General features: G+C 64.4%; 18 protein-coding genes and 2 pseudogenes. 8 read left to right on the plus strand and 12 right to left on the minus strand.

The genetic code is table 11. The features are described from left to right. Window positions 1-39: 39 nt before the first annotated feature. The 3 genes from U1738_RS18670 to ptsP are packed head-to-tail and all read right to left on the minus strand — an operon-like array spanning window position 40 to window position 5,197. The gene (locus tag U1738_RS18670) at window positions 40-1,719 is read right to left on the minus strand and encodes a PTS fructose transporter subunit IIC (protein ID WP_332790544.1); all 1,680 of its coding nucleotides are present in this window, start codon (window positions 1,717-1,719) and stop codon (window positions 40-42) included. Then, the gene (gene pfkB, locus U1738_RS18675) at window positions 1,716-2,687 is read right to left on the minus strand and encodes a 1-phosphofructokinase (RefSeq protein ID WP_332790545.1); all 972 of its coding nucleotides are present in this window, start codon (window positions 2,685-2,687) and stop codon (window positions 1,716-1,718) included. Before pfkB ends, U1738_RS18670 begins: the two co-directional genes overlap by 4 nt. Further along, window positions 2,687-5,197 carry a phosphoenolpyruvate--protein phosphotransferase gene (gene ptsP, locus U1738_RS18680; RefSeq protein WP_332790546.1) on the minus strand — a complete coding sequence of 837 codons (2,511 nt, stop codon included), beginning with the start codon at window positions 5,195-5,197 and terminating at the stop codon, window positions 2,687-2,689. The genes pfkB and ptsP overlap by 1 nt, the downstream gene beginning before the upstream one ends. A gap of 159 nt (window positions 5,198-5,356) precedes the next feature. On the opposite strand from ptsP, the gene U1738_RS18685 reads away from it, so the two are divergent. Together U1738_RS18685 and U1738_RS18690 are read left to right on the plus strand one after the other, a co-directional pair. Continuing rightward, entirely contained in the window at window positions 5,357-6,349 is a 993-nt protein-coding gene (locus tag U1738_RS18685) for a LacI family DNA-binding transcriptional regulator (protein ID WP_332790547.1), read from the plus strand. Beyond that, window positions 6,346-7,353, plus strand: a complete 1,008-nt coding sequence (locus tag U1738_RS18690) for a class 1 fructose-bisphosphatase (RefSeq protein WP_332790548.1) — start codon at window positions 6,346-6,348, stop codon at window positions 7,351-7,353. Before U1738_RS18685 ends, U1738_RS18690 begins: the two co-directional genes overlap by 4 nt. 166 nt (window positions 7,354-7,519) lie before the next feature. On the opposite strand, the pseudogene U1738_RS18695 reads toward U1738_RS18690, so the two are convergent. Then, window positions 7,520-7,726 (minus strand): annotated as a pseudogene (locus tag U1738_RS18695) (response regulator); the annotation flags it as partial. A 274-nt stretch (window positions 7,727-8,000) separates the two neighbouring features. On the opposite strand from U1738_RS18695, the gene U1738_RS18700 reads away from it, so the two are divergent. Beyond that, window positions 8,001-9,611, plus strand: a complete 1,611-nt coding sequence (locus tag U1738_RS18700; protein ID WP_332790549.1) for a tyrosine-type recombinase/integrase — start codon at window positions 8,001-8,003, stop codon at window positions 9,609-9,611. A 494-nt stretch (window positions 9,612-10,105) separates the two neighbouring features. Here the strand turns inward: U1738_RS18700 and U1738_RS18705 are convergent, their stop codons facing one another. Continuing rightward, the gene (locus U1738_RS18705) at window positions 10,106-10,267 is read right to left on the minus strand and encodes a hypothetical protein (RefSeq protein WP_332790550.1); all 162 of its coding nucleotides are present in this window, start codon (window positions 10,265-10,267) and stop codon (window positions 10,106-10,108) included. Between the two features lie 602 nt (window positions 10,268-10,869). After that, window positions 10,870-11,661: a hypothetical protein gene (locus U1738_RS18710; RefSeq protein ID WP_332790551.1), complete on the minus strand. Its 792-nt coding sequence runs from the start codon at window positions 11,659-11,661 to the stop codon at window positions 10,870-10,872. Between the two features lie 54 nt (window positions 11,662-11,715). Between U1738_RS18710 and U1738_RS18715 the strand changes: the two genes are divergently transcribed. The 3 genes from U1738_RS18715 to U1738_RS18725 are packed head-to-tail and all read left to right on the plus strand — an operon-like array spanning window position 11,716 to window position 14,931. After that, window positions 11,716-12,600 carry a fatty acid desaturase family protein gene (locus U1738_RS18715; RefSeq protein WP_332790552.1) on the plus strand — a complete coding sequence of 295 codons (885 nt, stop codon included), beginning with the start codon at window positions 11,716-11,718 and terminating at the stop codon, window positions 12,598-12,600. Window positions 12,601-12,604: 4 nt separating this feature from the next. Further along, the gene (locus tag U1738_RS18720; protein ID WP_332790553.1) at window positions 12,605-13,408 is read left to right on the plus strand and encodes a crotonase/enoyl-CoA hydratase family protein; all 804 of its coding nucleotides are present in this window, start codon (window positions 12,605-12,607) and stop codon (window positions 13,406-13,408) included. Further along, window positions 13,405-14,931, plus strand: coding sequence for a class I adenylate-forming enzyme family protein (locus tag U1738_RS18725; protein WP_332790554.1), 1,527 nt, complete (start codon window positions 13,405-13,407; stop codon window positions 14,929-14,931). Before U1738_RS18720 ends, U1738_RS18725 begins: the two co-directional genes overlap by 4 nt. Before the next feature lie 10 nt (window positions 14,932-14,941). Here the strand turns inward: U1738_RS18725 and U1738_RS18730 are convergent. Then, window positions 14,942-15,902, minus strand: a pseudogene (locus tag U1738_RS18730) (integrase core domain-containing protein); the annotation flags it as partial. A 254-nt stretch (window positions 15,903-16,156) separates the two neighbouring features. Here U1738_RS18730 and U1738_RS18735 point away from each other — a divergent pair. Continuing rightward, entirely contained in the window at window positions 16,157-16,489 is a 333-nt protein-coding gene (locus tag U1738_RS18735; protein ID WP_332790555.1) for a hypothetical protein, read from the plus strand. 23 nt (window positions 16,490-16,512) lie between these two features. Here the strand turns inward: U1738_RS18735 and U1738_RS18740 are convergent, their stop codons facing one another. The 5 genes from U1738_RS18740 to U1738_RS18760 all read right to left on the minus strand — a co-directional run bounded on the left by U1738_RS18740 (window position 16,513) and on the right by U1738_RS18760 (window position 24,958). Then, on the minus strand, window positions 16,513-17,862 hold the full coding sequence (locus U1738_RS18740) for a TolC family outer membrane protein (RefSeq protein WP_332790556.1): 1,350 nt from the start codon (window positions 17,860-17,862) through the stop codon (window positions 16,513-16,515). Next, on the minus strand, window positions 17,855-20,959 hold the full coding sequence (locus tag U1738_RS18745; protein ID WP_332790557.1) for an efflux RND transporter permease subunit: 3,105 nt from the start codon (window positions 20,957-20,959) through the stop codon (window positions 17,855-17,857). Before U1738_RS18745 ends, U1738_RS18740 begins: the two co-directional genes overlap by 8 nt. Beyond that, window positions 20,956-21,708, minus strand: a complete 753-nt coding sequence (locus U1738_RS18750; protein ID WP_332790558.1) for an efflux RND transporter periplasmic adaptor subunit — start codon at window positions 21,706-21,708, stop codon at window positions 20,956-20,958. The genes U1738_RS18745 and U1738_RS18750 overlap by 4 nt, the downstream gene beginning before the upstream one ends. Before the next feature lie 488 nt (window positions 21,709-22,196). Further along, on the minus strand, window positions 22,197-23,273 hold the full coding sequence (locus tag U1738_RS18755; protein ID WP_332790559.1) for a VOC family protein: 1,077 nt from the start codon (window positions 23,271-23,273) through the stop codon (window positions 22,197-22,199). After that, window positions 23,270-24,958, minus strand: coding sequence for a bifunctional 3-(3-hydroxy-phenyl)propionate/3-hydroxycinnamic acid hydroxylase (locus U1738_RS18760; RefSeq protein ID WP_332790560.1), 1,689 nt, complete (start codon window positions 24,956-24,958; stop codon window positions 23,270-23,272). The genes U1738_RS18755 and U1738_RS18760 overlap by 4 nt, the downstream gene beginning before the upstream one ends. Window positions 24,959-25,240: 282 nt before the next feature. Here U1738_RS18760 and U1738_RS18765 point away from each other — a divergent pair, with 282 nt between their 5' ends. Next, window positions 25,241-26,188, plus strand: coding sequence for a fumarylacetoacetate hydrolase family protein (locus tag U1738_RS18765; protein ID WP_332790561.1), 948 nt, complete (start codon window positions 25,241-25,243; stop codon window positions 26,186-26,188). Window positions 26,189-26,407: the final 219 nt, after the last annotated feature.

The following is a 26,407-nucleotide window of genomic DNA, read 5'->3' on the forward strand; positions in this document are numbered from 1 at the left end:
GCATCCTCTCTTAGAGTGATCGATTGAAGGGCGGATCGGTCAGGTCGCTGGCACCGGGCGCTTGAGCAGCCCCACCAGCGCGGTGCTCACCAGGGTGCCGGCCACGATGGCCAGCGAATAACCGCCCAGGTGCGTGACCGCGCCCGGGATGGGCAGCACGAAGATGCCGCCATGCGGCACGCGCAATTCCGCCCCGAACGCCATGGAGATCGCGCCCGCGACGGCCGAACCGGCCATCAGCGACGGGATCACACGGAACGGATCGCGCGCTGCGAAGGGGATCGCCCCTTCCGATACGAACGCCAACCCCAGCACGGCCGCCGCGCTGCCGGCCTCGCGCTCGTCGCGCGTGAAGCGATTAGCGAACAGGCGGGTGGCAAGAGCGATGCCCAGCGGCGGCGTCATGCCCGCCGCCATCACCGCCGCCATCGGCGTATAGACCTGGCTGGCGATCAGCCCGACGGAGAAGGCATAAGCGGCCTTGTTCACCGGCCCGCCCATGTCGAACGCCATCATCGAACCCAGGATGAGGCCGAGCACCACCGCGCTCGACCCCTGCATCGCGCGCAGCCATTCGGTCAGGAAAGCCAGCGCCGCGGCGACCGGCGCGCCGACGGCATAGATCATCAGCAGGCCGGTGAGCAGCGTGCCTAGCAGCGGCAGGATCAGCACGGGTTTCAGCCCGGTCAGGTTCTTGGGCAGCACGATGAAGCGGTTCAGCGCATACACGCCATAGCCCGCGATGAACCCCGACACGATACCGCCCAGAAAGCCCGCGCCCAGATTCGCGGCGAGCATGCCGCCGATCATGCCCGGCGCGATGCCCGGCCGGTCGGCGATGGAAAATGCGATATAGCCCGCCAGTGCAGGCACGATCAGCGCGAACCCGCCCTTGGCCCCGATCTCGAACAGGGCATGGGCCAGCGTGCCCGCCGCCGCATCTTCATTGGCGTGGATGCCGCCCAACGCGAACGCGAGCGCGATCAGCAGCCCGCCCGCCACCACGAAGGGCAGCATGAACGATACGCCGGTCATCAGATGCTTGTACGGGCCAGCGCGGCCGGCTGCAGGCGCGGCGGTGTCCGCGCCACCGGCCTGGCCGCCCTGCACCGTCGCTTCCGCCAGCGCCTTTTCGATAAGCGCCGCACCCCCGGTGATGGCGGGCTTAGTGCTGCTGGCGAACACGCGTTTGCCGGCGAAGCGGCTGCGGTCCACCTCGCGATCCGCGGCGATCAGGACGATGTCGGCGGTGGCGATATCCTGCGCACTCAGCGGGTTGCCCGCGCCGACCGACCCTTGAGTCTCGACCTGGATGGCATAACCCAACTGCTTGGCACCCTGCTGCAGACCCTCGGCCGCCATGAAGGTGTGGGCGATGCCGGTGGGGCAGGAGGTGATCGCCACGATGTGCCGGGCGGCTGTAACCTCCGGCACGTCGGCCATGGCCAGCGCCGCATCCGGATCGGCGAGCACCGCCTCCAGCGTCAAGCGGCGGTGCGGACGCGATTCCACGGCCGCGTCGTGACGGCCTTCGGGCGCTACGAACAGCAACAGGTCGCCGTCGTCCGGCACCACCGGGTTGATCACGCCGTGCTGCGTGCGCAGTTCGATCCTGATCTGCCGGCCCGTCTCCTGCGCGGCGCGGCGCAGCGCCTCCCCGGCCAGCACGGCCGAAACGCCGGTCTCGCCGGCCTCCACGATCGCAAATATCGGTTTCATCGGGCCTCTCCCAGCGCAGCCTGACCGGTTGTCCCGGCCATGGTAATCGTCACCGCCTCGCTCAGCGCGTGGACGGTCGTCACGTTCGGCAGATGCGGGCCGGGACGGCCCAGCTTGGCGACGGCGAAGGCGGTGGCCAGGCGCGCGATCCGCTCCAGCCCGGCACCCTCGATCACCGCGGCGGCGATGCCCGCCACCATCGCATCGCCGGCACCGACGGTGCTGGCCAGATCGCCCGCCGGCAGACGGGCGAACAGAGCGCCCTCGTCCGACAGAAACAGCGCGCCGTCCTCGCCCATCGACACGACGACGAGGCCGATACCGCGCCGGTGCAGGCGTTCGGCGCAGCGCCGCACGTCCTCGATCGTGCCCAGCGATTCCCCCGCCCAGGCTGCCAGTTCGCGGCGGTTGGGCTTGATGATGTCGGGCAGTACCGTTGCCGTTAGAGCCTGCGTCAGCGGCGGGCCGCTGACGTCCAGCAGGACGCGCGCCGATCGCGCGCGGAGAAGCGCGATCATCCGGGCATAGACATGCGTGTCGCATCCCGGCGGCAGGCTGCCCGACAGCACGATCAGCGTATCCGGCCCGGCGAAATCCTCCACCGCGGCGACGACACGGGCCTCGTCCGCTTCCTGCACCGACAGACCGTCCATGTTGATGTCCGTGGTGTCGCCATCGTCTACGATCTTAATGTTGATCCGCGTGGCACCGGGCAGGCGGACGAAGCGGTCGGTGATCGCCTTGGCGGCGCACAAAGCCTCGAACGGCGCGGCATTGTCCGCGCCCAGCACGCCGAAAGCCGTGACCGGCACCCCCCAGTCGGCAAGGCAACTGGCGACGTTGACGCCCTTGCCGCCCGGATCCTGCCGCACGGCGCGGGCGCGGTGGACCTCGCCGCGGACGAGGCGATCCACTCCGATCGTCTGGTCGATCGCCGGGTTGAAGGTGAGCGTGGCGACGCGCACCATTAGAGGATCTCCCGGTTCAGCGCGCGCACCTCGGCCGCCGTTCCTGCCGCCAGCGCGGTGGCTGCCAGCGCTTGGAGCGCGGCGATGTCGGCGGTGCGTAGACGCGCCTTCACCGCCGGAATATCGCGCGGGGTCATCGACAGTTCGGTGACGCCCAGCCCGACCAGCAACGCGGCGCCGAACGGATCGCCGGCCAACCCGCCGCACACGCCGACCCAGCGGCCGTGCGCTTTGGCGCCCTCCACCGTCATCGCGATCAGGCGCAGGACGGCGGGGTGCAGGCTGTCCGCCTCGCTGGCCAGTTCGGGGTTCTGCCGGTCGATCGCCAGCGCATATTGGGTCAGGTCGTTGGTGCCGATCGAGAAGAAATCGGCATGCGTGGCCAAAGCGTGCGCCACGATGGCGGCCGCCGGCACCTCGATCATGATGCCCACCGGCACGCGCGGCGCGTCCAGTTCCGCCCGGATCGCCTCGCAGCGCGCGCGCAGCGTGACGAGTTCGGGCACGGAGGTGATCATCGGGAACATGATCGACAGGTCGCCGCCCAGCGCGGCGGCACGGTACAAAGCGCGCAGTTGCGGATCGAGCAGGTCGGGCCGGCGCAGCAACAGGCGCGCGCCGCGCACCCCCAGGAAGGGATTCTCCTCCTTGGGCAGATCGAGATGCGGCACCTGCTTGTCGCCACCGATATCGAGGGCGCGGACGATCAGCGGGCGGCCCTCCAGCGCGTCGATCATGCCACGGTAGATGGCGAATTGCTCGTCCTCGCCGGGCGTGTCGCCCTGTTCGAGAAACAGGAATTCGGTGCGCATCAGCCCGACGCCCTCGCCCCCCTGCGATAGGGCGAAGGGCGCCTGATCGGGGCGGTTGATGTTGGCGGCGATGGCGATCCGAACGCCGTCGGTGGTGATGGCCGGGCGGCCGCGTTCCGCCTCCTGCGCGACGCGCACGGCCTCGCGTTCGACGATCCAGGCGCGGGCGGAGGCGAGGTCCGCGTCCGAGGGGTTGAGCCACACCCGCCCGGCATCGCCGTCCACGATCGCGGTCGCACCAGCGGCCAGCGACAGCAGTTGCGCGCCACCCGCAACGACCGAGGGGATGCCCAGCGTGCGCGCGAGAATGGCGCTGTGCGAGGTCGGGCCGCCCAGCGCGGTGGCGATACCCACCACCCGCTGCACATCCAGCGTGGCGGTGTCGGAGGGCGACAGGTCGCTGGCCACCAGGATGCATGGCGCGTCCGGCAGGTCGTCCAGCGTGCCCGTGCCGATGCCCGGATCGATCTCCACCAGCACCCGTCGCCCCAGATCCCGCAGATCCGCGGCGCGCGCGGCCAGCACCGGATTGCCCAGCGCGGCAAGCTGGTTCGCCATGCGCTCCACTGCCTGGTGCCACGACCAAGCCACCCCATGCCCTTGCACCATGATCTGGCAGGTCAGGGTGATCAGGTCGGTATCGTCGAGCAGCGCGGCCTGCGCCTTGAAGATGGCGGCTTCGGCCACACCCAGGCGACGGCTGGTGTCGTCGATCAGCACGGTCATCCGCGCGCGCGTGCGCACCAGCGCATCGTCGAGCAGCGCGCCGCCGGCGGCGAGATCGGTCGCGACATCGGCGACGGTCAGGTCCGCCGCAGCGAGGACGTGGACGGTGCCAATCGCCAGACCCGGACTGGCCGAGACGCCAGCGATCATCGGCGGATCGCCGGCGGGCATCCAGCCCTGCGCCGGCGTGACGATCTTTTCCGCGGCCCGGGCGGCATCCGCCTGTTCGCGCGAGGTGAGGCGCGTGACGACGTCGTGGAACGCCTTCACTTCCGCCACGGCATCCGTGCCGGCCGCGGACAGCGTAACGCGATCGCCGGCCCGCAAGCCCAGTTGCAACAGCGCGATCAGGTTGCGCGGATCGGCCATGTCGTTTCCATGGCGCACGCGCAGCGCGACGGGGCTTGCCTTGGCCGCCGCGACCCAGGCCGAGGCCGGGCGCGCATGCAGGCCGACGGGATAATCCACCGTCCATTCGGCGGTTTCGGCCAGATCCTGCGCCGCCTCGCGCGCTTCGGCTTGTGGTGCATCGCCGTGCAGTGCCTCGGCGATCACGCGCGCATCTCTGGTGGTCGCCAGCGATTGCAGCCGCGCCTCGTCCTGGATCAGCCGGGTCAGGCGACGCAGGATGGTGATATGGCTGTCCGAATTGGCGGCGATGCCGACCACCAAATGGGTGATCTGGCCGGGATTCCATTCGATCCCCTCCACGAATTGCAGCACCGCGATTCCGTCACGCCGGACCAGCCCACGATCCTCGCCCATGCCGTGAGGTATCGCCACGCCGCTGCCCAGATAGGTATTGGCGACGGCTTCGCGCGCCAGCATGCTGTCTTCGTACCCGGGTGCCACGCATCCCGCATCGACCAGCAACCGGCCGACCTGACGGATCGCATCGGCCTTGTCCGTGGCGTGGGCGTCGATGCGCACCATATCCTCGAAGGCGATTGCGGCCGAAACTTCTTGGAGCATCAATTCATGCCTCTCATCCGGCGACTTGTGTCTTCGCCCTGTCGTGAGAAAACGTTTTCCCGATAATTTGTCAATCCCTCTTGCACAAAGGCTTGAATCTCTGGCAATTCGGCTTGCCAAGGGTGCAGGATCCGGGCGGAGAGGAGAAAACGTTTCCCCATGAGCGTCGGAATCAAGGATGTCGCGCGGGTTGCGAACGTATCGGCGGCCACGGTGTCGCGGGTGCTATCCGGCCGCGCCGTCGATCCCGCCATGCACGACCGCGTCCTGGAGGCCGTCCGCACGGTCGGCTATCGTCCGAACCTCGCCGCCCGACGGCTGCGGTCGCGCCATACCAACACGATCGGCCTGATCGTCGCCGACATTCGCAACCCGTTCTTCACCGCCGTTTCCAGGGTGGTGGAGGATATCGCCTATGAGCGCGGGATGCGCGTCATCCTGTGCAACACCGACGAAGATCCTGCGAAGGAGGCGATGTATCTGCAACTGATGCAGGAGGAACGGGTTACGGGCATCATCCTGGCGCCCACGCGGCAGGGGCTGGAAAGCGCCGCCCGCACCACGTCCGATTTCCCGATGGTGCTGATCGACCGCACCGCAAAGGGCATCGAACACGACAGCGTCGTGCTCGACAACGAAACCATGGCCGCCGAGCTTGTCGATCATCTGCACGGCTGCGGCTTCACCCGCATCGCCGGGCTGTTCGGCGCGGCAAGCACCACCGGTATCGAACGCCGCCTCGGCTTCGAACAGGCCGCGCGGCGTCTGGGCGTTCAGGCAGAGGCGATCGCCGTGCCGCACGGGCCGGGCGCGGCGGCCCGGAGCGTCGCGGCCCTGCTCTCCCGATCCGTGCGCCCGCAAGCGCTGGTCGCCAGTAACGGCGTGATGCTGATGGCGGTCCTGCGCGCCGTCCGCGCCCTGGGTCTGTCGGTTCCACACGACATCGCACTGACCGGTTTCGACCGGGAAGACTGGATGGAGTTCGTCTCCGGCGGACTCTCCGTCATCCAGCAACCGGTGGAAGAGATCGGGCGTACCGCCATGACGATGTTGTTCGACCGGATCGCCCACCCCGATGCCCCCGTCCGCAAGGTCGTGCTGGCCGGCCGGATGGTGATCGGCGGATCGAGCGGTTCGGAGTCTCTCCCATGACGCAGACCAAGACCCTGACCCGCTTCCTGATCGAGCAACAGCGGCGGGAAAACGCGCTATCCCCCGAACTGCGCCTGCTGATCGAAACCGTCGCCCGCGCCTGCAAGGTCATCGGCCATGCGGTCTCCAAGGGCGCCCTGGGCGAGGTGCTGGGCAGCCTGGGCCAGGAGAATGTGCAGGGCGAGGTCCAGAAGAAGCTAGACGTGATCGCCAACGAACTGCTGCTGGACGCCAACGAATGGGGCGGCCATCTGGCGGCGATGGCGTCGGAGGAAATGGAGACCATCCACCTCATCCCCAATCGCTATCCCAAGGGCGAATATCTGCTGCTGTTCGATCCGATCGACGGATCGAGCAACATCGACGTGTGCCTGTCGGTCGGCACGATCTTTTCCGTGCTGGCCGCCCCGGTCGCAGCGGCCGGCCGCGAGGTGACGGAACAGGATTTCCTCCAGCCCGGCACCGCCCAGGTCGCGGCGGGCTACGCACTCTACGGCCCGCAGACTTTGCTGGTGCTGACCGTCGGCACCGGCGTGTACGAATTCACCCTCGATCGAGAAGTGGGGTCATGGCGGATGACCGATGGCCCGATGCGGATACCGCAGGGCACCCCCGAATTCGCGATCAACATGTCCAACCGCCGCCAGTGGGACGCCGGCATCGCCCGCTACATCGACGATCGCATCGCCGGCACCGCCGGGCCGCTCGGCCGCGATTACACGATGCGCTGGACGGGATCGATGGTGGCCGATGTGCATCGCATCCTGAAACGCGGCGGCGTGTTCCTCTATCCGGCCGATTCGCGTCCGGCGGGCACGGCGCGCCTGCGGCTGATGTACGAAGCCAATCCAATGGCCTTGCTCATCGAACAGGCTGGCGGTCTCGCCACCGATGCCGCCACCCGGCTCCTCGATCTCGGTCCCCAGGGGCTGCATCAGCGCACCGGCGTGGTGCTGGGCGATCGCGGTGAGGTGGAGGCGGTTGCAGAGTCCGTTGGACGCTAACCACCACCACGCCCGCCGTGGGTGTTGATCACAGATCGGAAGCGGCCGCTCGACGATCAACGCCGTAATGGAGGGTTGATCATGACGAACTGGATCAGCCCGGGAGAAGCCTCCAACCTGGCTGAATGGCAGAGATGAACCTTCAAATGCACCATCAGCCTCCCGATCACTGTTCAGCGATCAACTCGCGGACGCGATTGGCCAGCGCGTCCATGGCGAACGGCTTGGTCAGCACATGCATCCCGGCCTCCAGCTGCCCGTTGCCGATTACCGCGTTCTCGGCATAGCCGGTGATGAAGAGCACCTTCAGGCGAGGTCGGTCGACCCTCGCCGCGTCGGCAAGCTGCCGACCGTTCATGCCCTTTGGGTCACTGGCGTCCAGGAGGCGGTGCGGAAGCTGCTACGCGCAGGGAACATCGCGGGTCTCCGCGATGGGTCGGCTGTGAGCCTCTCCCGCAAATCCTCGATCCATCACGGGCCTTCCCGGCCAACTCTCACTCTGATCGAGGAGTCCGGACGAAGCGGTCGCTGCGACTCACAATCGATCATGCCAATCCGAGAACCGCTGCCTCAGAGCCAGCCGTCGGACCGCCGGTAAAAAATTCGCCAATCTGTCAGTGTCCACGCCACGAAACGGTGGACACCAAGTGGACACCAACGCCGAACGCAGCTTCGCGGCCCTTTCGGGTCACGTCGCTAAGCAACTGAAACTGCTTGTAAAAACTGGAGCGGGCGAAGGGATTCGAACCCTCGACCCCAACCTTGGCAAAGTTGCCAAAGCCCTTTTTCTTAACATCCGATCGTACGCTATTGTGCGCTATAGTCCTATATATTTCAGTGGTTTAGACGACAGTATTACGCTAGAAGGTGCCGACAGATATCCGGCCATTTCCGACTTCGGTGTGGACCAGGTGCGGACCAAAAGCGAGGTTGAGATGGGTAAAACTTCGACGATTCAGCTGACGAAGACTGCCATTAATGCGGCAACAGTCCGCACCAATCGCTACGCACTTTGGGATAGTCGGCTTTCCGGCTTTGGCATTCGGATTGAGACGACAGGCACCAAGACCTTCATCGTTCGATATAGGGCACAAGGGGGAGGACGTTTAGCGCCAGAGCGCTTCATGACGGTCGGCCGCTTCGGCACTCTAACGCTCGAGGACGCCCGCAAGAGGGCACGACAACTGCTCGCCGCAGCAACGGTAGGCGAAGACCCTGCCAGCGAACGGCAGGCCAAGCGCCGAGAGATGCGGATTGATGCCCTTGTCGAACTTTATGAGCAAGAAGGGTGTTTCATCCAACGCGGCAAGCGGCAGGGGATGCCGATGAAGGCGCTAACCAAACAATACACTGTCGCGCGCCTGAGGCATCATGTTGTCCCTCTGCTAGGCCACAAGCGGGTCAGCGAAGTTGGAACAGGAGAAATCGAGCGCTTTTTCCGCGACGTCGCAAATGGGAAGTCGGCAAGCGACATTAAAGTCGGACATCGCAAGCGGATCGTCGTGAAGGGCGGAGAAGGCGCTGCGCGCAAGGTTTTTAGAGACCTGTCGGCCGTGTTTAGCTTCGCCTGCCGGCGCGATATCGTTGAAAAAAATCCGTGCGAGAAGGCGGTGGTTCAGAAGACTGACAATCGCCGTGATCGTTTCCTGACGCTGCATGAAGTCTCAAAGCTCGGCAAAGCCTGTGACGATTTAGAGGTGGAAGGAATCGACCCTAAAGCGCTCAACATCACCCGCTTATGGGTGTTGACCGGATGCCGGCGCGACGAAATCGCCGCGTTAAAGTGGAGTGAGGTCGATCTCGAACGCAGTTTGCTGGTTCTCGAAGATACTAAAACAGGCAAGTCGATACGGCCGCTCGCTTCCGCTGCGGCGGCGATTCTTAGAGGAATTGGTCAATCGAAAGACAGCGATTATGTTTTCCCATCTGATCGCGCCGAAAATGCTTACTTTCAAGGTACAAAAACAATCTGGCCAAAGATCATAAAAAAGGCGGATTTACCCGGGGTGACGCCTCACACTCTCAGACATACGATGGGGGCGACTGCCACAGGAACAGGCGAGCCGCTGGCGCTCACTGGCGCGATACTTGGTCACGCCAATATGCGTTCGACGATGATTTACGCGCACATCGAGCATGATCCGGCGCGCAAAGCGGCAAATCGTGTCGGGCGAAAAATAGCCTCCGCTTTGGCCGGGAATATTGTCGTCAAGGCCAAGCCGAAGGCTACACCAGCGGGTCGTCCGTGTCCTAAATGATCAACAGGATTGTTTAACCGATAGTTTCAATCCGCGCGGATATAGACCCCTGATCGGCGTCAGATATCGGCTCTAATTCTTTTTTGATGGAATTAGCGCCCTAATGGCAGCGGAATTCAATCGGGAAGCAACGCCTTGCAGAATGCACTTCTACCCTTCTCGGTGATCCCAGCGGGCTTTGCAGTTGTGGGCTCATCGGTGGCGGATTCCTGTGCAACGGTCCTGATACGCAGCACGTCGCGGACGAGTCTATGACCAAGGTGCGGCAGTGCCAGCTGTCCGTATTCATAGACGCTAACGGCGCCAGATTTCGGATCTGCTTTGCAAAGGCCAAGGTGATCGCTGCTAATGCCGAAACGGTTCGGCTCAACCAATCGGCCTTGGTCCATCTTCGAAATGGGGTAGCTGGAGTCAGCATAAATTTACTAGGCATCAATCCCCCAAAGCGGCGCGCAGTGCGTGAAACAGTCAGGAACCGGTAGCGAGCCTGAAATCTACTCGATCTCGCCCGCCTCTTCAAAATAGATCAAGTCCTGCGCCCGCTTGCGTCGCCGCGTCGCTCTAGCGCGCTCATTCAGCTCTCGCTGAACCGCCCCGATAAAGAAGAAAATCGCCACAGCCAAAATGACCGCCAACGCAACGAGTAAGATCTTCATCATAACGCCACCCGAATCGTCCGGGCAGATTATAACGCGCCGATTTGACGAATATGACGAGGTTTTTGTGCAGCGCGGCATAAAGTCCCTTATCGGGACTCTCAGGGGTCCTAGTTCCCAGGATACTTCGCTAGCCGGTTCCACACTGCTCCCGGTACCGCCGCCGGGACGCCCTCGCGGACAAACACCTGAAGATATGCGTCCCGGCTTCCGACGAACCAGACAGTCAGGCAAGACCGCCACCCTGTTCAGCGGCTAACTTTGCCCGCCGGCTCAAGACGCTCAGCGGCCTCACACCCTCCGAATAAATCGCCAAGATCTGTACAGAGGCAGACCGGTTCATCGACAATCCGATGCACCAGATGCCGGGAAATACATAAGTTTAAATAGGGTACGAAGGCATTCAACCCACAGTTAGACGGTCACGCGGGCTATCACAGGCCGACTTCAGACTTGCGCTCATATTGATCGGCGACTGTCCGCACCTCCGTTGCAAAGATATCGGCGGCTATTGCGCTCAGGTTTTCGCGGTGGCGCTGGTCCCAGCTCGGCAAGGCGAACGGAGATGCTCGTCGCGACATAACCTCGGAGCACCGGCAGCCTTATCCGAAGTTGCTCCAGTGGTGCAGGGCCGTGGCGTTGTAGCGGACCATTGCGTTCACGAGTGTTCCGCGCAGGTCTGTATCGACGAGTTCGTCAGGCAGCAGCGGGTCCGAGTTGATGACGCGGATGACTGATTGCCCGAGGAGGAAGGTTTCGCGCGCCGCCTCGGGGATCGGCATCCCCGCGGTCCTGGCTTGGCTGGCTTTCAGTTCGTCGATCCAGAATAAATAGCCGTTCTCAATCAGGTCGGGTGACCACAATGCCCGGAAACGCGCATCGTCGGCGGGCTGTGTTACGCATCCGGCGAGTATTGTCGCCTGCCTGTCGAGCCCCAACCCCGCAAGTTCGTCGGCCAGCGATACCGTATCGCGGCGCAGATTGTCCGGCCGCACCCATGCGCCGGTATCCGCTTCGGCAAAGCCGGTGAGCCGCAACGCTCGCTTGCCCGCCTGCAGTCGCGGTCGGTTGATGCGGCCCAAATGGTGCGTCAGCACGACGATCCAAGCCCCGTTCCAAGGCCGCACACCATCCTCCACCTGCGGCCACTGGCGCGCCTTGATGTGTAACGCCGCAGCTTTTGGCCCCAGCGAATACACTCCTCGTTCGGTCTGATCAGCGAGGCCTTCCCGCACCAGCCGCCCCAGCGCGACGCGCATTGCCGCGGGTTCAATGTCGAAAATGTGGGCACGGTCGATCAGCGTGCCGGCGCGCAGCGGCGCGGGCGCCGCGGTCGACAGGAACCACAGGGCCAGCGATTTTGGCGTCACCGGTGTGCGCCAGTCATATAACATATTTTGACTCATGCTGCTCTATCGTGTTACTAGCGTCGCGGAAGGATCGCCAGCATGAAGGTAACCGATTTTCTTGCAAGGGACGAACTCGCCGCATTAACGCGCCGATCGGATCTGCGAGCGTGGTGGGCGTTTGCGGTGAATTGGGGGATGATCGCCGGTGCCTTCACCGTCACGATCATCTGGCCCAACCCGCTGACGATCCTCGCGGCGATCCCGATCATCGCCGCGCGCCAGCTCGGGCTCGGCATCCTAGTGCATGATTGCGCACACCACGCGCTCTTCACCAGCCGGCGCACGAACGAGATTGTCGGGCAATGGCTAGCGGGAACGCCGATCAACCTTTCGCTCACGGGGTATCGCACTTACCATCTGGCTCATCATCGCCATGCCGGAACAACCAACGATCCCGATCTCGGCTTCGTCGCCAGCTACCCGATCACTGCTCAGGCGCTGCGCCGCAAGCTGTTGCGCGACGTGACCGGCCGCACCGGCTGGCGCGATCTCGTCCAGTCGCTCGCGCGCTTCACGATCACCAATCAATGGGCGTGGATCGCCTTCCACATCGGTTTGTTCGTCGTGCTTGCGCTGGCGGGCGGCTGGTGGGCGTACGGGCTGTGGTGGGCAGCGCAGATCTTCGCCTATCCTGTGATCGCGCGCCTCCGGCAGATCGGGGAACACGGAGTCGTGCCCGATCGCGGCGACTCGGACCCGCGTATGAACACCGCAACCACGATGGTATCCTGGTGGGAGCGCCTGCTGGTCGCCCCAAACCACGTGAATTATCATGTCGAGCATCATGTCGCAGCGGGTGTTCCGCCTTACCGGCTCGCGCGGATGCATCGCCTGCTTAAATCCCGCGGTTTCTACGATGGGTTCGACTCGCTGTCACACGGCTATGGCGACGTGGTACGCCGCGCGACCCACCGGTCCGCCTGAAGATATGACCGATCAGGCAGATTCCAGCCGGAGCGTGCGGGTCGAGCGCGACGGGCCGGTGACAACCATCATCATGTCGCGGCCACGGCACCGCAATGCGGTCGACCGGGCGATGGCGGACGGCCTGCGCGCCGCGCTGCTTGCGTTCGACGCGGACGAAGAGCAGCGCGTCGCGGTTCTTTGGGGTGAGCACGGCATCTTCTGCGCCGGCGCGGACCTGTCGGCGGTGGAGGACCCCGAACGATCGCTCGCGCTCGATCGCGCTGGCGGCGGGACCGGGCCGATGGGGCCGACCCGGATCGCCTTGTCTAAGCCGCTGATCGCCGCGGTCGCGGGCTATGCCGTAGCTGGGGGGCTGGAACTGGCTCTGCTCGCCGATCTTCGCGTGGCTGAGGACAGCGCAACGTTTGGTGTCTTCTGCCGGCGGTGGGGGGTGCCGCTGATAGATGGCGGGACGGTCCGGCTGCCGCGCATCATCGGTCAGGCCCGCGCGCTCGACATGATCCTGACCGGGCGAGCGATCGGTGCTCAGGAAGCGCTGTCGTTCGGGCTTGCGAACCAGATCGTCCCCGATGGTACCGCGCGCGAAGCGGCCGAACAACTCGCGCGGCAGATCGCGGCCTTTCCGCAGCAATGCATGCTGGTCGATCGCCAATCGGCATTCGCACAGTGGAGCTTGCCGCTCGACGAGGCGCTCAAACGGGAGGGCGCGTCTGGGGTGCCGATCGTAGAGGCGGAGGGTAAAGCCGGCGCCCGCCGCTTCACCGCAGGGGCAGGCCGTCACGGCGTGTTCGAGAGCGACGAGTGATCGCCGCCGCTCCAACGTATCGCGACCTCATCGAACGTGGCGCCCGCGCGCATGCCGCGCGGACCGCGATGATCGTGGGCGAACGAGCCTACACGTTTGCCGAGGTTAACGATCGCGCGAACCGCCTTGCCCAGGCGCTAATCCGTTCGGGAACGAATAAGGGCGCGCGGGTGGCTGTGCTGCTCGAAAACGGTGCCGACAGCATCCCCATTGATTTCGCCGTTTCCAAGGCGGGTTTGAACAAGGTACCGCTGAACGCCCGCCTGTCGCCTGACGAACATGAGCGCATGGTTGTGGAGACCCAATGCGAATTCCTGCTGTTCGGCGACAGTCACGCCGGCCGCGCAGCCGAGTTGATCGAGGCGGTTCCGGGTCTTTCACCGCTCGGCCTGGGGGCGGCGCTGGCGGGGGGACCGGACATCGGCGCGCTGGCCGTAATGCTGGATCCTGTGCCGCCGCTGGTCGCGATCGACCAGGCCGACGTAGTCCTGACGCTATTTACGTCAGGAACGACCGGCGTGCTCAAGGCAGCGCAGCACACTCAGGCTTCCTATGCGGCAATTTGCCGGAACGTGCTGCTTAACCTGTTCCCGATCCAGCCGGACGACCGGATGCTGCACGCGGCATCGTTGATCCACGCCAGCGGCACGTTCGTGCTGCCCTTCTGGCTGCGCGGTGCGTGTAGCGTCGTGCTGCCGGGGTTCGCACCCGATGCCTATTTGGCTGAGATCCAAGCTCACCGGGTTACCGCGATCAACCTGGTGCCGACCATGCTGCAGATGCTGCTCGATCATCCCGCGCTCGACCACACCGAAATCACATCGCTGCGCCACATCATCTATGGAGCATCGCCCATGCCGCGCCCGTTGATCGCGCGCGCGATGGCCCGGCTGGGGCAGGATCGGTTCTGGCAGTATTACGGACAGACCGAGGCGCCGTTGTGCATCGCCGTGCTGCGCCCGGAGGATCACGAGCCGGAGCGATTGGGCGCGTGCGGGCGCCCCGCGGTCGATGTCGATATCCGGTTGCTCGACGAAAACGGTCATGATGCGGCGGACGGACCGGGTGAAATCATTGTCCGCATGGCGTCGTCTGCGATCGACTATTTCAACGCGTGCGACCTCTCGACCGAGACCTTCGCCGATGGCTGGGTCCGTACGCGCGACATCGGACGGATCGACCAGGACGGCTATCTGCACTTGCTCGATCGTACGTCGGACATGATCATAACGGGCGGCTACAACGTTTATCCGCGCGAGGTGGAGGATGCGCTGCTGTCCCATCCGGCGGTGGCCGAGGCAGCGGTCGTAGGTACGCCCGACGACAAATGGGTCGAGGCGATCGTCGCCTTCGTCGTTGTCCGGCCAGAGCAGGAGATCGACGCCGCCGCGTTGGTGGACCACGTCGCCGCGCAGATCGCCTCCTATAAAAAGCCCAATCGGATCGTCTTCACGGCCGAGCTTCCGAAGACGGTGGTCGGCAAGCTAAACCGTAAAGCGCTCCGAGAAGGGCTGGGTGCGTGATACTAGGTTTTAGTCCCGGCATCTGGTGGATCGGGATCGGTGATGAACCTGTCTAGCTGACGACCAGATCTTGGCGATATATTCGTAAGGCGTGAGGCCACTGAGCGTCTTGAGCAGACGGGCGAAATTGTGGGCCGCGATGAAGTCGCCAAGATGCGATCGCAGCTGATCGTGGTTTTCATCATGGAAGCGCTTGACGGTCGCCTCTCTTATGATGCGGTTCATCCGCTCGACCTGACCGCTGGTCCAGGGGTGATTCGGCTTGGTGAGCCGGTGCTTGATGTCGTTTGCCTCGGAGAACATGTCGAAACGCACCTGGCGTGACAGGCAGTTTTACTGGTGCGCGGTTACTCGGCGAACTGGATGCCGTTGTCGGCAAGGATGTGTGGATCCGGTATGGCACCGCCTTCAGCACTTGTTCGAGGAACTTCCACGCCGTCCACCTGTCGGCCTTATCAACGAGCTGGGTGACCGCAAGCTTACTCGTGCAGTCGATGCCGACGAACAGATATAGCTTGCCTTCGGCAGTTTGAACCTCGGCGATATCGACGTGGAAGAAGCCGATGGGGTAGCTCTGAAACGCTGGTGCCTGGGCTTATCGCCTTCGACATCAAGCAGACGGGACACGCCGTGGAGCTGCAGGCAGCGGTGCAGCGCTGAGCGGGTCCAACGAGGGATCGACGGTTTTAATGCATAGAGGCAGTCATCCAGTGGCAGGGATGTGTAACTCCGGAATGCCACCACTGCTGCCTCCTCGGCATCGGTCAAGATCGGGGAATGCGGGCCTGCGGCCCGGTTTTCAGGTCCTCGACCGTTACCCGCTTGCGCCACTTCGCCGTTGTCTTTGGGTTAATCCCCAGCTCCCGGCTCAGCGCCAAGAAAGGACCTTGCGATCGCTGTATTGCTGTTCTGACAGCGTGCGTGGTCGTGGCGCTCCCATGACGTACCTGTTCCCTATGGCTTCCTTCCATTCCAACGAAAGGATCACACCATCAAACCATGGGATCAAACACCTAGCTACGCTGAAGCCGCTAATGTATTAATTTTCTTGCTTGGTGTAGCTAAAGCCCGATGAGGCATGGCTCAGCTCGTTTCCGCTTTAGAAAGGCAAAAAAGAATCAATTTAAAAGAAAATATCCATCAGCATACGGACCGCCCGGTTTTCAACCTACCTGCTGCTGTAAAGGCACTACGACCTGTATCACCGTTGTGACGGAGAACATCAATGTTGATTTTTACCTATTTTTTTTGGTTTCTGGCAGGAGCATTTCTCGCGAATGCGATCCCTCATCTAGTGTCGGGATTGACGGGAAGGCCTTTCCAAACTCCATTTGCCAAACCGCCCGGCATCGGTCTGTCCCGTTCAACAACGAATGTCTTATGGGCATTCGCTAACCTTGCTGCCGGGTGGGCGCTGTTATTTCATATCGGGCAGTTTAATGCGAGCTCGTTGTCTAATGTCGGGGCGGCTGGGTTGGGCGCGTTAGCGATTTCGCTGTATCTGGCGAGCCACTTTGGGAAATTACACGGTGGTGACTTGGCCGCGATAGATAGATAATCGCAAGGTCGCGACCCGAGATATTAGGGCCGCACCAGATCGCGGTCGATATCATTCAGTCGCTGCTCGTCCAGCTCGCCCGCCGCCGCGTAGAGCGAAAGGCGGCTGCGTTCATAGCCACGCAGCGCGTCCCCTAGCCGGCGCTCGCTCTCTATCACCTGGGCCTGAGCCATCAACACATCGCTTTGTGTCCGCACGCCGACCTCACGGCCGGTAATCGCCGCCTTTTCCTGCAACCGCGCCGATGCGACCGCAGTGCGCAGCGCGGCGATCCCGGCGACGCTACCCGATTGCACGGTCCAGGCTTGCTGCACGTTGAGGCGTACGTCGCGCCGCGCCATGTCGACTTGCTCGCGTGCGCTTCGCGCCTGCGCGGCTGCCTGCCGACGCTGCGATTCAAGTGCCCCGCCGGTGTAGAGCGGCACCTGCAGCCGGACACCGACGGAATAGCCTCCGATTCGATCGATCGAGGCGAGATTCTCGCCGATCCTGGGAAACCGGACGCTAGCGGCACCAGCCATCGCGTCGACCCTCACACGTGATTTCCAGCTATATTCGCCGACATGCGCGCTCGCCGCGTCGGCCGCATAACCCCGGGCGGTCACCGCCGGCGATGCCGTCTCGCCCCGCCGCTGCCAGTCGGTGAGCGACCCGGCGGGCAGGACCGGCACGATGTCGGGGCGCAGCGGCACCACAGACGATCCGTCGAGCCCAGTCAATTCCGCGTATCGCGCGGTCGCGGTATCAACCCGGCCATCGGCCTCGATGCGCTGGGCAGCCGCGCCGTCGCCCCGCGCCTGCGCCTCGCGGACGTCGGTGATCTTCGCGCGCCCGACGTCGAAGCGTGCCTGCGCGGCGCGCTGTTCGCGCCGCGCCGACGCTTCCTGCGCCGCGAACGAATCGCGCTCTTCGCGCGCGGCCAGCACGCTGAAATAAGCCTCCGCAACCCGTAGCATGAGCTGTTGCCGGGTGCCCTCCAGTTGCGCAGCGCCCGCCTTGACGCCAGCGCGCAGCTGCCGCGCCTGTGCCGAGGCTTGGCCGTTCAACAGCGGCTGTTGCGCGGTCACGAGGCCATAGACCGCGCCGCCCGAGCGGCTTAGCCTATCAATGTTCTGGACCGGCGGCGGCAGGGTTACGTCAACCTTCGTCTGGCTGTATCCGCCGCCGCCGATCGCGGCGACCTTGGGCAGGAACAGCGCGCGGGCCTGCGCATCGCCCTCGCCCGACGCCGCTGCATCCTCACGCGCGCTAAGCCATTCGGGGTCGCGCGTCAGTGCAGCGCGATAGGCCGCGCCAAGGCTCTGCGCGGACGCCGGCCCCGACACCAGCGCGGAAACGATCAGCGCGAGGGCTGCGTGGCGAGAGTCAGGCACGGGCGGCCTCCGGTTGATCGGCATGGCGTCTGAGGCGATAGCCGGCGGCATAGACCGCGGGCAGGAAGAACAGGGTCAGCTGCGTCGCGATCAGCAGCCCGCCCATGATCGCCCAGGCCATCGGACCCCAGAAGATCGAGCGGGTGAGCGGGATCATCGCGAGGATCGCGGCAAGCGCGGTCAGCATGATTGGACGGAAACGATGCACCGCCGCCTCGATCACCGCCTCAAAGGAGGACGTGCCCTCCGCTTCGAGCAGCTCGATCTGCGACACGAGGATGACCGCGTTGCGGATCACCAGCCCGAACAGCGCAAGCGCGCCCAGCATTGCAACGAAACCGAAGGGAATTCGGAAGATCGCAAGCATCATCGCGACCCCGATCAGCGCGAGCGGCCCAGTGAGCAGCACGAGTAGCATCTTCTTGGTCCCGCGAAGCTGGATGACGAGCAAGGCGATGATCAGCAGGAACGCCGCCGGAATCTGCGCACAGACAGAGTTGGACGAGATCGCGCTTTCCTCGACCACGCCACCGACCGTGATCGAGGCGTTGGCGGGCAGCTGTTTGCGCAACGCGTCCAGCTGACGCTTCCAGTGCGCGACCAGATCTGCGGGCTGGCCACCGACGACATCGGCCTGGACCGTGATCGTAGGTCGGCCCGACCGCCGGTTGAGTTCTGCCGACTCGAACGCGGGCACGAGACGGGCCACATCAGCCAGCGGAACGGAGCGGCCCGACGCCGTCGGAATCTGCGCATCACCCAGCCTATCGAGGCTATTACGCTCACCGGGCTGGAGCCGGGCGACAACCTGGATCGAGCGATCGCCATCGCGAAAGCGAGTGATCGGCGTTCCTTCGATCGCGCCGGCCAGGCTCTGCTCGACCGCCAGCGTCGTCACGCCCAGCGCCCGTGCCTTGTCCTGATCCAGCTCGGCGCGGACGGTCTTCAGTCGCTCGCCATAGTCCTTGTTCGCGCCGCGGACGCGAGGATCGGACCGCATAAGCGCCTCGATCCGGTCGGCGATGGGCGCGATCGTCGCGAAGTCCTCGCCCGACACGCGGATCTTGAGCGGCTGGCCGACCGCAGGGCCGAGTTCCAGCGTGCTGATCCGACCACGCACCTCGGAGAATCGCGTATCGAGCAGATGCTGGATCCGGTCGTGGACCCGCGTCCGCGCCTCACCGCCCTTGGTGAAGACCACCAGCTGCGCAAGTGACAGACTGGGCGTCTGCACATCCATCGAGAGGTAGAAACGTGGGGTGCCGCCCCCGACATAGGACGTGATGGAGACGATATCGGGATCGTTGCGCAGCGCGGTTTCCATCCGGTGCGCGGACGCCGATGTCGCTGACCAGCTCGCATTCTGACTGAGCCGCAGATCGACGACCAGTTCGGGGCGATCGGAGGTCGGGAAGAACTGCTTGGGTACGCCGACCGCGAACAGCCCGATCGACAGGATGAACATCGCGGCCGTAACCCCGATTACCAGCCAGCGGTGATCGAGGGCCCAGCCAACCCAGCCGCGGAAGCGGCGATAGAAGGGGCCATCGTAGACCGCCTCCCCGCTCGCCTCGCCCGCGTTTTCGCCATCAGTGGCAGCCGCCTTGGCCTTGCCGTCGGGCAGCAGGCGGTTGGCGATGAACGGCGTGACGAACACCGCGACCAGCCACGAGAAGCCAAGCGAGATCGCGACGACCTCGAAGATCGCCTTGGCGTATTCGCCCGAACTCGACTTGGCGAGCGCGATCGGCATGAAGCCGATGGCGGTGATGAGCGTTCCGATCAGCATCGGCCGCGCTGTGATGAGATAGGCCGACGTGACGGCCCTGGCGCGATCCCATCCCGATTGAAGATGCGTCTCAATCTGTTCGACGACGATGATCGCATCGTCGACCAGCAAACCGAGCGCGATGATCAGCGCGCCTAGTGAGACCCGGTGCAGCGGGATATCGAGCATGAACATCGCTCCGAAGGTGAGCGCGAGCACGATCGGGATGCACAGCGCCACGACGATACCCGACCGCCAGCCCAGCGCGAGGAAGCTGACCGCGAGCACGATCGCCACCGCCTCGGCGAGCGACCGGGTGAATTCGCCGATCGCCGCCTTCACGACGCGCGGCTGGTTGGCGACTGTGTGGATCAAGACGCCGAGCGGCACCTGATGCTGATACTCGGTGATCCGCGCGTCGATCTGCGTGCCTAGCCGATCGCTGTTGCCGCCCTTGCGCAGGCTGACCAGCAGACCGACCGCGTCCCGCCCGTCGAACCGCATCAGAAAACTGGGGGGATCGGCCATAGCACGCGTGACCGTGGCGGCGTCGCCCAGGCGAACGATGCGCCCGCCGGCCGCAATCCCGATGTTGCGGATCGCTTCGACCGAATCAAAGGCGCCGGTCACAGCTATACGGACGCGTTCGGACCCGGCGTCGATAACGCCTGCGGAGGTGACCGCGTTAGTATTTTGCAGCGTCTCGACGATGCCGCGCGGATCGACGCCCATGCCGGCCAGTTTGGCCGAACTATATTCGATATAGATACGCTCTTCGGGAGCGCCTTCATATTCCACGCGAGCCACGTCGGGCAGCTGGAGCAGCTTGTCGCGAAGCGTGTCCGAATATTCCTTGAGCTGCGGTAGGTTGAAGCCGTCCCCGGTCAGCGCATACACATTGCCGTATGTGTCGCCGAAGTCATCGTTGAACTGCGGGCCCTGTACGCCGTCGGGCAGCGCGCTTCGCTGATCCGTTACCTTCTGGCGAACCTTGGTCCAGGTGGTCGCGACTGACGATGGCGGCACCGTGTCGCGCAGCTTGACGTTGATGATGACCTGCCCCGGCTGGGCGTTGGTTCGGATATAATCGACCTCGGGCAGGCTCTGGATCGCGCGCTCGATCGGCTGAGCGACCTGGTCGGTGATCTCGCGCGCGCTCGCCCCCGGCCACGCCGCGGATACCAGCATGTTCTTGACGGTATAGTCCGGATCCTCCTGCCGACCCAGCGACAGGTAGCAATATAGCCCGGCAACGGCCGAGAGCACGATAACGAAGCGCATGATACCGGCATGGGCCAGCGCCCATGCCGATAGATTGGGACCCTTCACCGGGGATCGCCCGCGACCGGCGCTACCCGCACCACATCACCGGGATGGAGCAGATGCACGCCAGCAGTGACGATACGCTCGCCGGGCCGAAGATCGCCCGAGAGCAGGACGGCGTTCTGCTGGACCTGGACGATGGCGACCGGGCGCGGCGTCACGCGCGCCGGAGCGCCCGACACGATCCAGACCGCAGGTCGGCCATCGCGTTCGGTCAGCGCCCCCACCGGCACGCGCAGCGCCGATGCCGCGATCGCACTGGTCGAGGCGACCTCCGCCGTCGACCCGATCGGCGCGCCGCTGCGTCCGGGATCGAACGCGACGCGGGCGTCGAAGGTCCGCGTCTGCTGGTTCGCCGCGGGCGACAATGTGCGGATATGACCAACATAACCAGGCCCGACCTGCGACCAAATACGGACGCGAAGCACGGCGTGACGGAACCCGGCGACATCGCCCTCGGGAACGCTAATCGCCGCTTCAGGCGCGGTGGTATCGGCGACGATGACGACGGGCTGCCCCGCCGGCACGACCTGGCCGACATCGCCCTCGAACGCGGTGACGACGCCACCGCGCTCGGCGCGTAATATGGTATAGTCGAGTTGGTGGCGGGCCCCCGCCTGCTGCGCCCGCGACGAGCGGAGCTGCGCATGCGCCTGATCGACGCCGACGCGCTGGCGATCGAATTCGGCCTGCGAGATGAACCCTTCGGCCAGCAGCGCGCGCGCGTGCCAGATCGACCGCCTGCTGATTGGCATTGCTCGCGGCAGCCGAGGTCTGCGCCGCGGCGCTGTCCACGTTCAACCGAGCATCGGCGGGATCAAGCCGCGCCAGCGGCTGGCCGGCCATCACCGTCGCGCCGACATCGACTAGCTTGGCGACGAGCGTTCCAGCCACTCGGAATCCCAGTCGACCCTCGTAACGCGAGACGACCTGGCCAGGGTAGAACGCGACGGTGCCGCCTCCAGGCGATGCCACCTGCATCGTCTCGACCAGTCGGGGCGGCTCCGCCGGTGCTTCATGTCCACCGCATCCTGCGAGCGACAGGAGAGGTCCCAGAAATGACAGTCGGCGGTTCATGCGGGTCTCATGTGTCCGGCGGGGACCGATGTAATCATCGATGCTTGAATGACATTGGCGAGAGATGGCTTACCGCGGCGAAGCCCCTGGCAGATCACGCTCCCGCTCCAGAGCTCACTCACATGAGCGGGTGCGAGGCAGACGATATCGGCCACTAAGTTCACGACTATTTGAGCAGGCCAGCAAGCTGACGGAGCTTGGCGACCGTCACATCGGTGTTGCCGACCAGGTTACGGATCGCGGACACGACCAGCTTGCCGGTGATCTTGGGCTTGACGAAGCTCTTGGGCATCTTCTCGCCCCATTGCGCCATGCCGTCGCGCGATAGCGCGTGATAGCCGGTCGGCTTGGCGGCAGTGAAGACGTCGCCATCGGTGTAATGTTCGTGCTTGTCGCCGAACGGGTCGTACCAATAATCGAACAGCTGGCTTCCCAGCACGTGCCGTCCGATGCCCCAGGCATGGCGCCAGCCGCTTTCGCGCAGCATCCGCTGGCCGACCCCGATCGCGTCCGCGTCGACGACCTCATAGGCGCTGTGGCTGTAGGTCGCGGCGATCCCCTGCGCGAGCGCGAGGGTGTGATGATCGGCGGGCTCGTCGCCCAGATCGAGCCGCATGAACGCGACCGCGGGCGATCCGTCGTCGAGCAACTGGACGTCCGAGGGAATGAATCCGAAATGCCGGGTGTACCAGCCCGCCGTCGCCTGGAATGCGGCGAGTTCCAGGACGAGGTGCCCCAGCCGCAGGACCTGGGGCGGCACCAGCGGGAACCGCTGGGTCGCGTCGACGCGCGGGCGTTCCTCCGCCTGGTTGAATACCGTCGGCGCCCGGTGGGCGATGGGCAGCGCGGGCGCGGCCCCGAACACCGCGTGCACCTCGAACCCTGAAGGGTCGATCAGCCGGACCATCTCGCCGCCACCCGGCCAGGCAATGGGTTCGATGCCCGACGCGCCGCCGATCGCGGTAAGCGCTTCGAGATCGGCGCGCGATTTGACCGCAAGCCCAAGGCCTCGAAATGCCGACCGCTTCGCCTGCACCGCGACATAACAGAAAGGCGCCGCCGCCGACCCCCGCATGAAGAGCGCATCGGGCCTTCGGTCGGCGACATGAAGGCCGAAATCGACAAGGAACTTACTTGTCAGATCGAGATCGGCCCTGTCAAAGATGAGGTAGGAGAGCGCCCTCGCCTTGACGGTGGGGGATGGATGGCGCGCCGGCTCGGCAGTGGTCAGGGTGATGGTCATGCGATCGCGGCGCGGCTGGGGTTTCGGAGTTGAACGGTCGGTTCGGTCGTTGAACAGCCGAGCAGAACGACCGCCTCGCGGATCATATCGTCGACATGCTCTGCGAGGCCGGCCTGAACGATCATCCGGTCAGGGCGGACAAGGACGACCCAACCGAGCGGGATCGATCCCGGGATCAGCGCGCCCTCGATGTCCTCCCAACGTTCGGTCGTCGGCACGCTCGGCAAGCGCTGACCGCGAAAGCGGATCTGGAACGATCTTCCACCGATCTTGGCCAGCGCGTTCGCCGAATTGGCGCTGAGAAATGCCTGCGGATCGACCCCGCCGCCGATTAGCCGGAAGCCCACACCTAGGACATCATCGCTGAGCCGCACGGTTCCCGCGTCATCGCGAAGCCAACTTTGGGGCAGCAGGTCCCCGGCGAGCCGGCGATTGGCCGCGACGCCTCGCGCGAACAGGCCGCGGCGGAACCGGTTGATCGGCTTTATGCCGGATTCGTCGAAGTAGCGGCGGACAGACGGCAGCATGCGGCCCAGCCGCATCGCGCCGTGGATCAGCAGCGCGGCCGCACGGTTGGTCGGCATCACCAACCGCCCGGTGAACAGCGCGAACGCGATCATCGCCTTGGCATGGGGGCGTCGCTCCTCGTCATAGCTTTCGAGGATGGATGGCGATGCCTTGCCCTGGATGACCCAGGACAGCTTCCACGCTAGATTGGCTACATCGCGCAGCCCCGCGACCAGCCCCTGCCCGGCGAAGGGCGGCGTGATGTGCGCGGCATCGCCGACGAGGAAGACGCGATCCTTGCTGAACCGCGCCGCCGTGCGAGCCGCGAACCGATAGACAGCCTTGCGCTCGATCGTCAGGTCTTGCAGCGCCGACCAGGGCGCGAGCAGCTTGGCGACGTTCGCGTCGTCCAGCGCATCCGTCGCGGACTCGCCCGGTCGCAGCATGAACTCCCAGCGCTCCCGTCCGCCGGGCGCCATCATGTGCGGGGTCGGCCGTCGCGGATCGCACAGGAATTCGACGTGGTCGATCGGCGCGGCGGACCCGGTTGCATCGACGATCAGCCAGTCCTGCTCGAAACTACGCCCTTCGAAATCCAGCCCCATCGCCTTCCGGACGATCGAGTTCGCGCCGTCGGCCGCCACCACATAGCGCGCACAGACGACCTCTTCGCCCGCCGTCGATCGCACCCGCGCGACGACACCGGTCGCATGCTGTTCGAGCGAGACCAGTTCGACGCCATCGGCGACAGCGACGGTTTCGGCATCCGCCAGCCGATCGCGCAACGCCCGCTCCAGGCCTGGCTGGTGAAACGTCACGAGCTTTGGATGCCCGTTGAGCGGCCCCAGCGTGTTCATCCGCCCGAACAGTCCGCACAGTGGCGACTGGAGCCGCACATACGGGATCGCCATCGTCTCGAAATCGGCCTCGGACAGGCCGATATTCTGCAGGATGCGCAGCGCGTCGTTGTCGAGCGAGATCGCGCGCGGTTGCGCGAAGATGCCCGCGAACCGGTCGATGACGAGCGTGCGCACGCCGTAGCGCGCTAGCATATTGGCTAACACCGCGCCAACCGGGCCGTAGCCGACAACAAGCACTTCGACCCCACCGTCACGCGCAAGGTGCAGTCCATCGGCTGGCTGGGGCTGTGCAAGGCGGGAGACCGTACGCGTTGCCACGAAAATGCTTCCCTCCATCGTCGAGAATCGCTGTCTAACATGACCGTATAGTCATTGTTGAGATCGAAGATCAAGGCGAGGGTTCGTCGATACTGGCGCTCTCGCCCACCTGGATCTTACTGCAACGAGATCAGCTTTTGACTACACCATCAGAGGCGTCGCCCTGAGAGCGCGATCGAGCGCCCCGCGATTTGCCTACGCGTCGACTTGACGCAAACCGAACTCATGACCATTCGGTCATGCTTGAGTTCATCCAATTCCGGAATCGTGAGGATCGCACAGATGGTAATGCATATCGCCCGCTTCAGACACGACCGCACACTGCGATGGGGCGTGATCGAGAACCAGTCGGTGGTCCCGCTGCACGGCGAGTACCCGACCACTCGGGATCTGATCGAGCGCGGCGAGGATGATCGTCGCGGTGCGATAGGTCGTTCGGCGGCGATCCCGCTGTCCGCGGTAACTCTGGTTTCGCCGATAACTGCGCCGTGCCGCATCTTGTGCCAAGGAGCCAACTATCGGCAGCACATGATCGAATCCGGGCTCGATCCGGATGCGAAGGGGTATAATCTGTTCTTCGACAAGAGCGATTGTACCGTCAACGATCCGAACGGCAGCGTAACGACGCCGACAAACGTCAAACTACTCGATTACGAGATCGAGCTGGGACTCGTCTTCGGCACGACGATCGATGCGCCGCTCAAGGTTACCCGCGAGACGTTGGCCGATCATGTGTTCGGCTTCGTGATGGCGAACGACGTAACCGCACGCGATGTTCAGCTGAGCGAAACCCAGTGGTTCAAGGGCAAGAGCTATCGCGGCTTCTGCCCGTTCGGCCCATACATCGCAATCCCCGAGCGCGACGAGTTTGCCTATATCGACGCGCTGTCGCTATCGCTGTCGGTGAATGGCGAGGTGCGGCAACGGGACACCACGGCCAATCTGGTCCACAAGCCAGCACCGACGATCGCCGAGCTGTCGACGTTTTCCGACATCGTGCCTGGCGACATCCTGCTGACCGGCACCCCGCACGGTTGTGCACTGTCGGTTCCGTCGCCGATGGTCCGCCGCATCGCGAGCGCGCTGCTGCCTGAAAAGAAGCTGTGGGAGGTGTTCCTGAAACGGCAGCGTAATCGACCCTATCTTAAGGTCGGCGACCTGATGACCGCGACGATCGCCAGCGACGATGGAGTAATCAACCTCGGCCAGCAGAATGTGACGATATCGTGAAGGGAGACAAGACTTCCGGTCGAGCGTCCCACGATAAGTTTGTAACTCTCGGGGACGTTTTTTCTTGAGGATGGACCGGATCCTTGCAGAGGCGCGAGATTCACATTCGTGGATGCGCGCCGTTGAATGGTGAGCCTGTATGAACATGACACCGAGCTTCGATGGGGTCAGCCGGGCGATAGATCCGGATCCCGATTTTGCACTGCAACTTTAGTCCAT

Source organism: Parasphingomonas caseinilytica, assembly GCF_036663755.1.
Taxonomy (GTDB): Bacteria; Pseudomonadota; Alphaproteobacteria; order Sphingomonadales; family Sphingomonadaceae; genus Sphingomonas.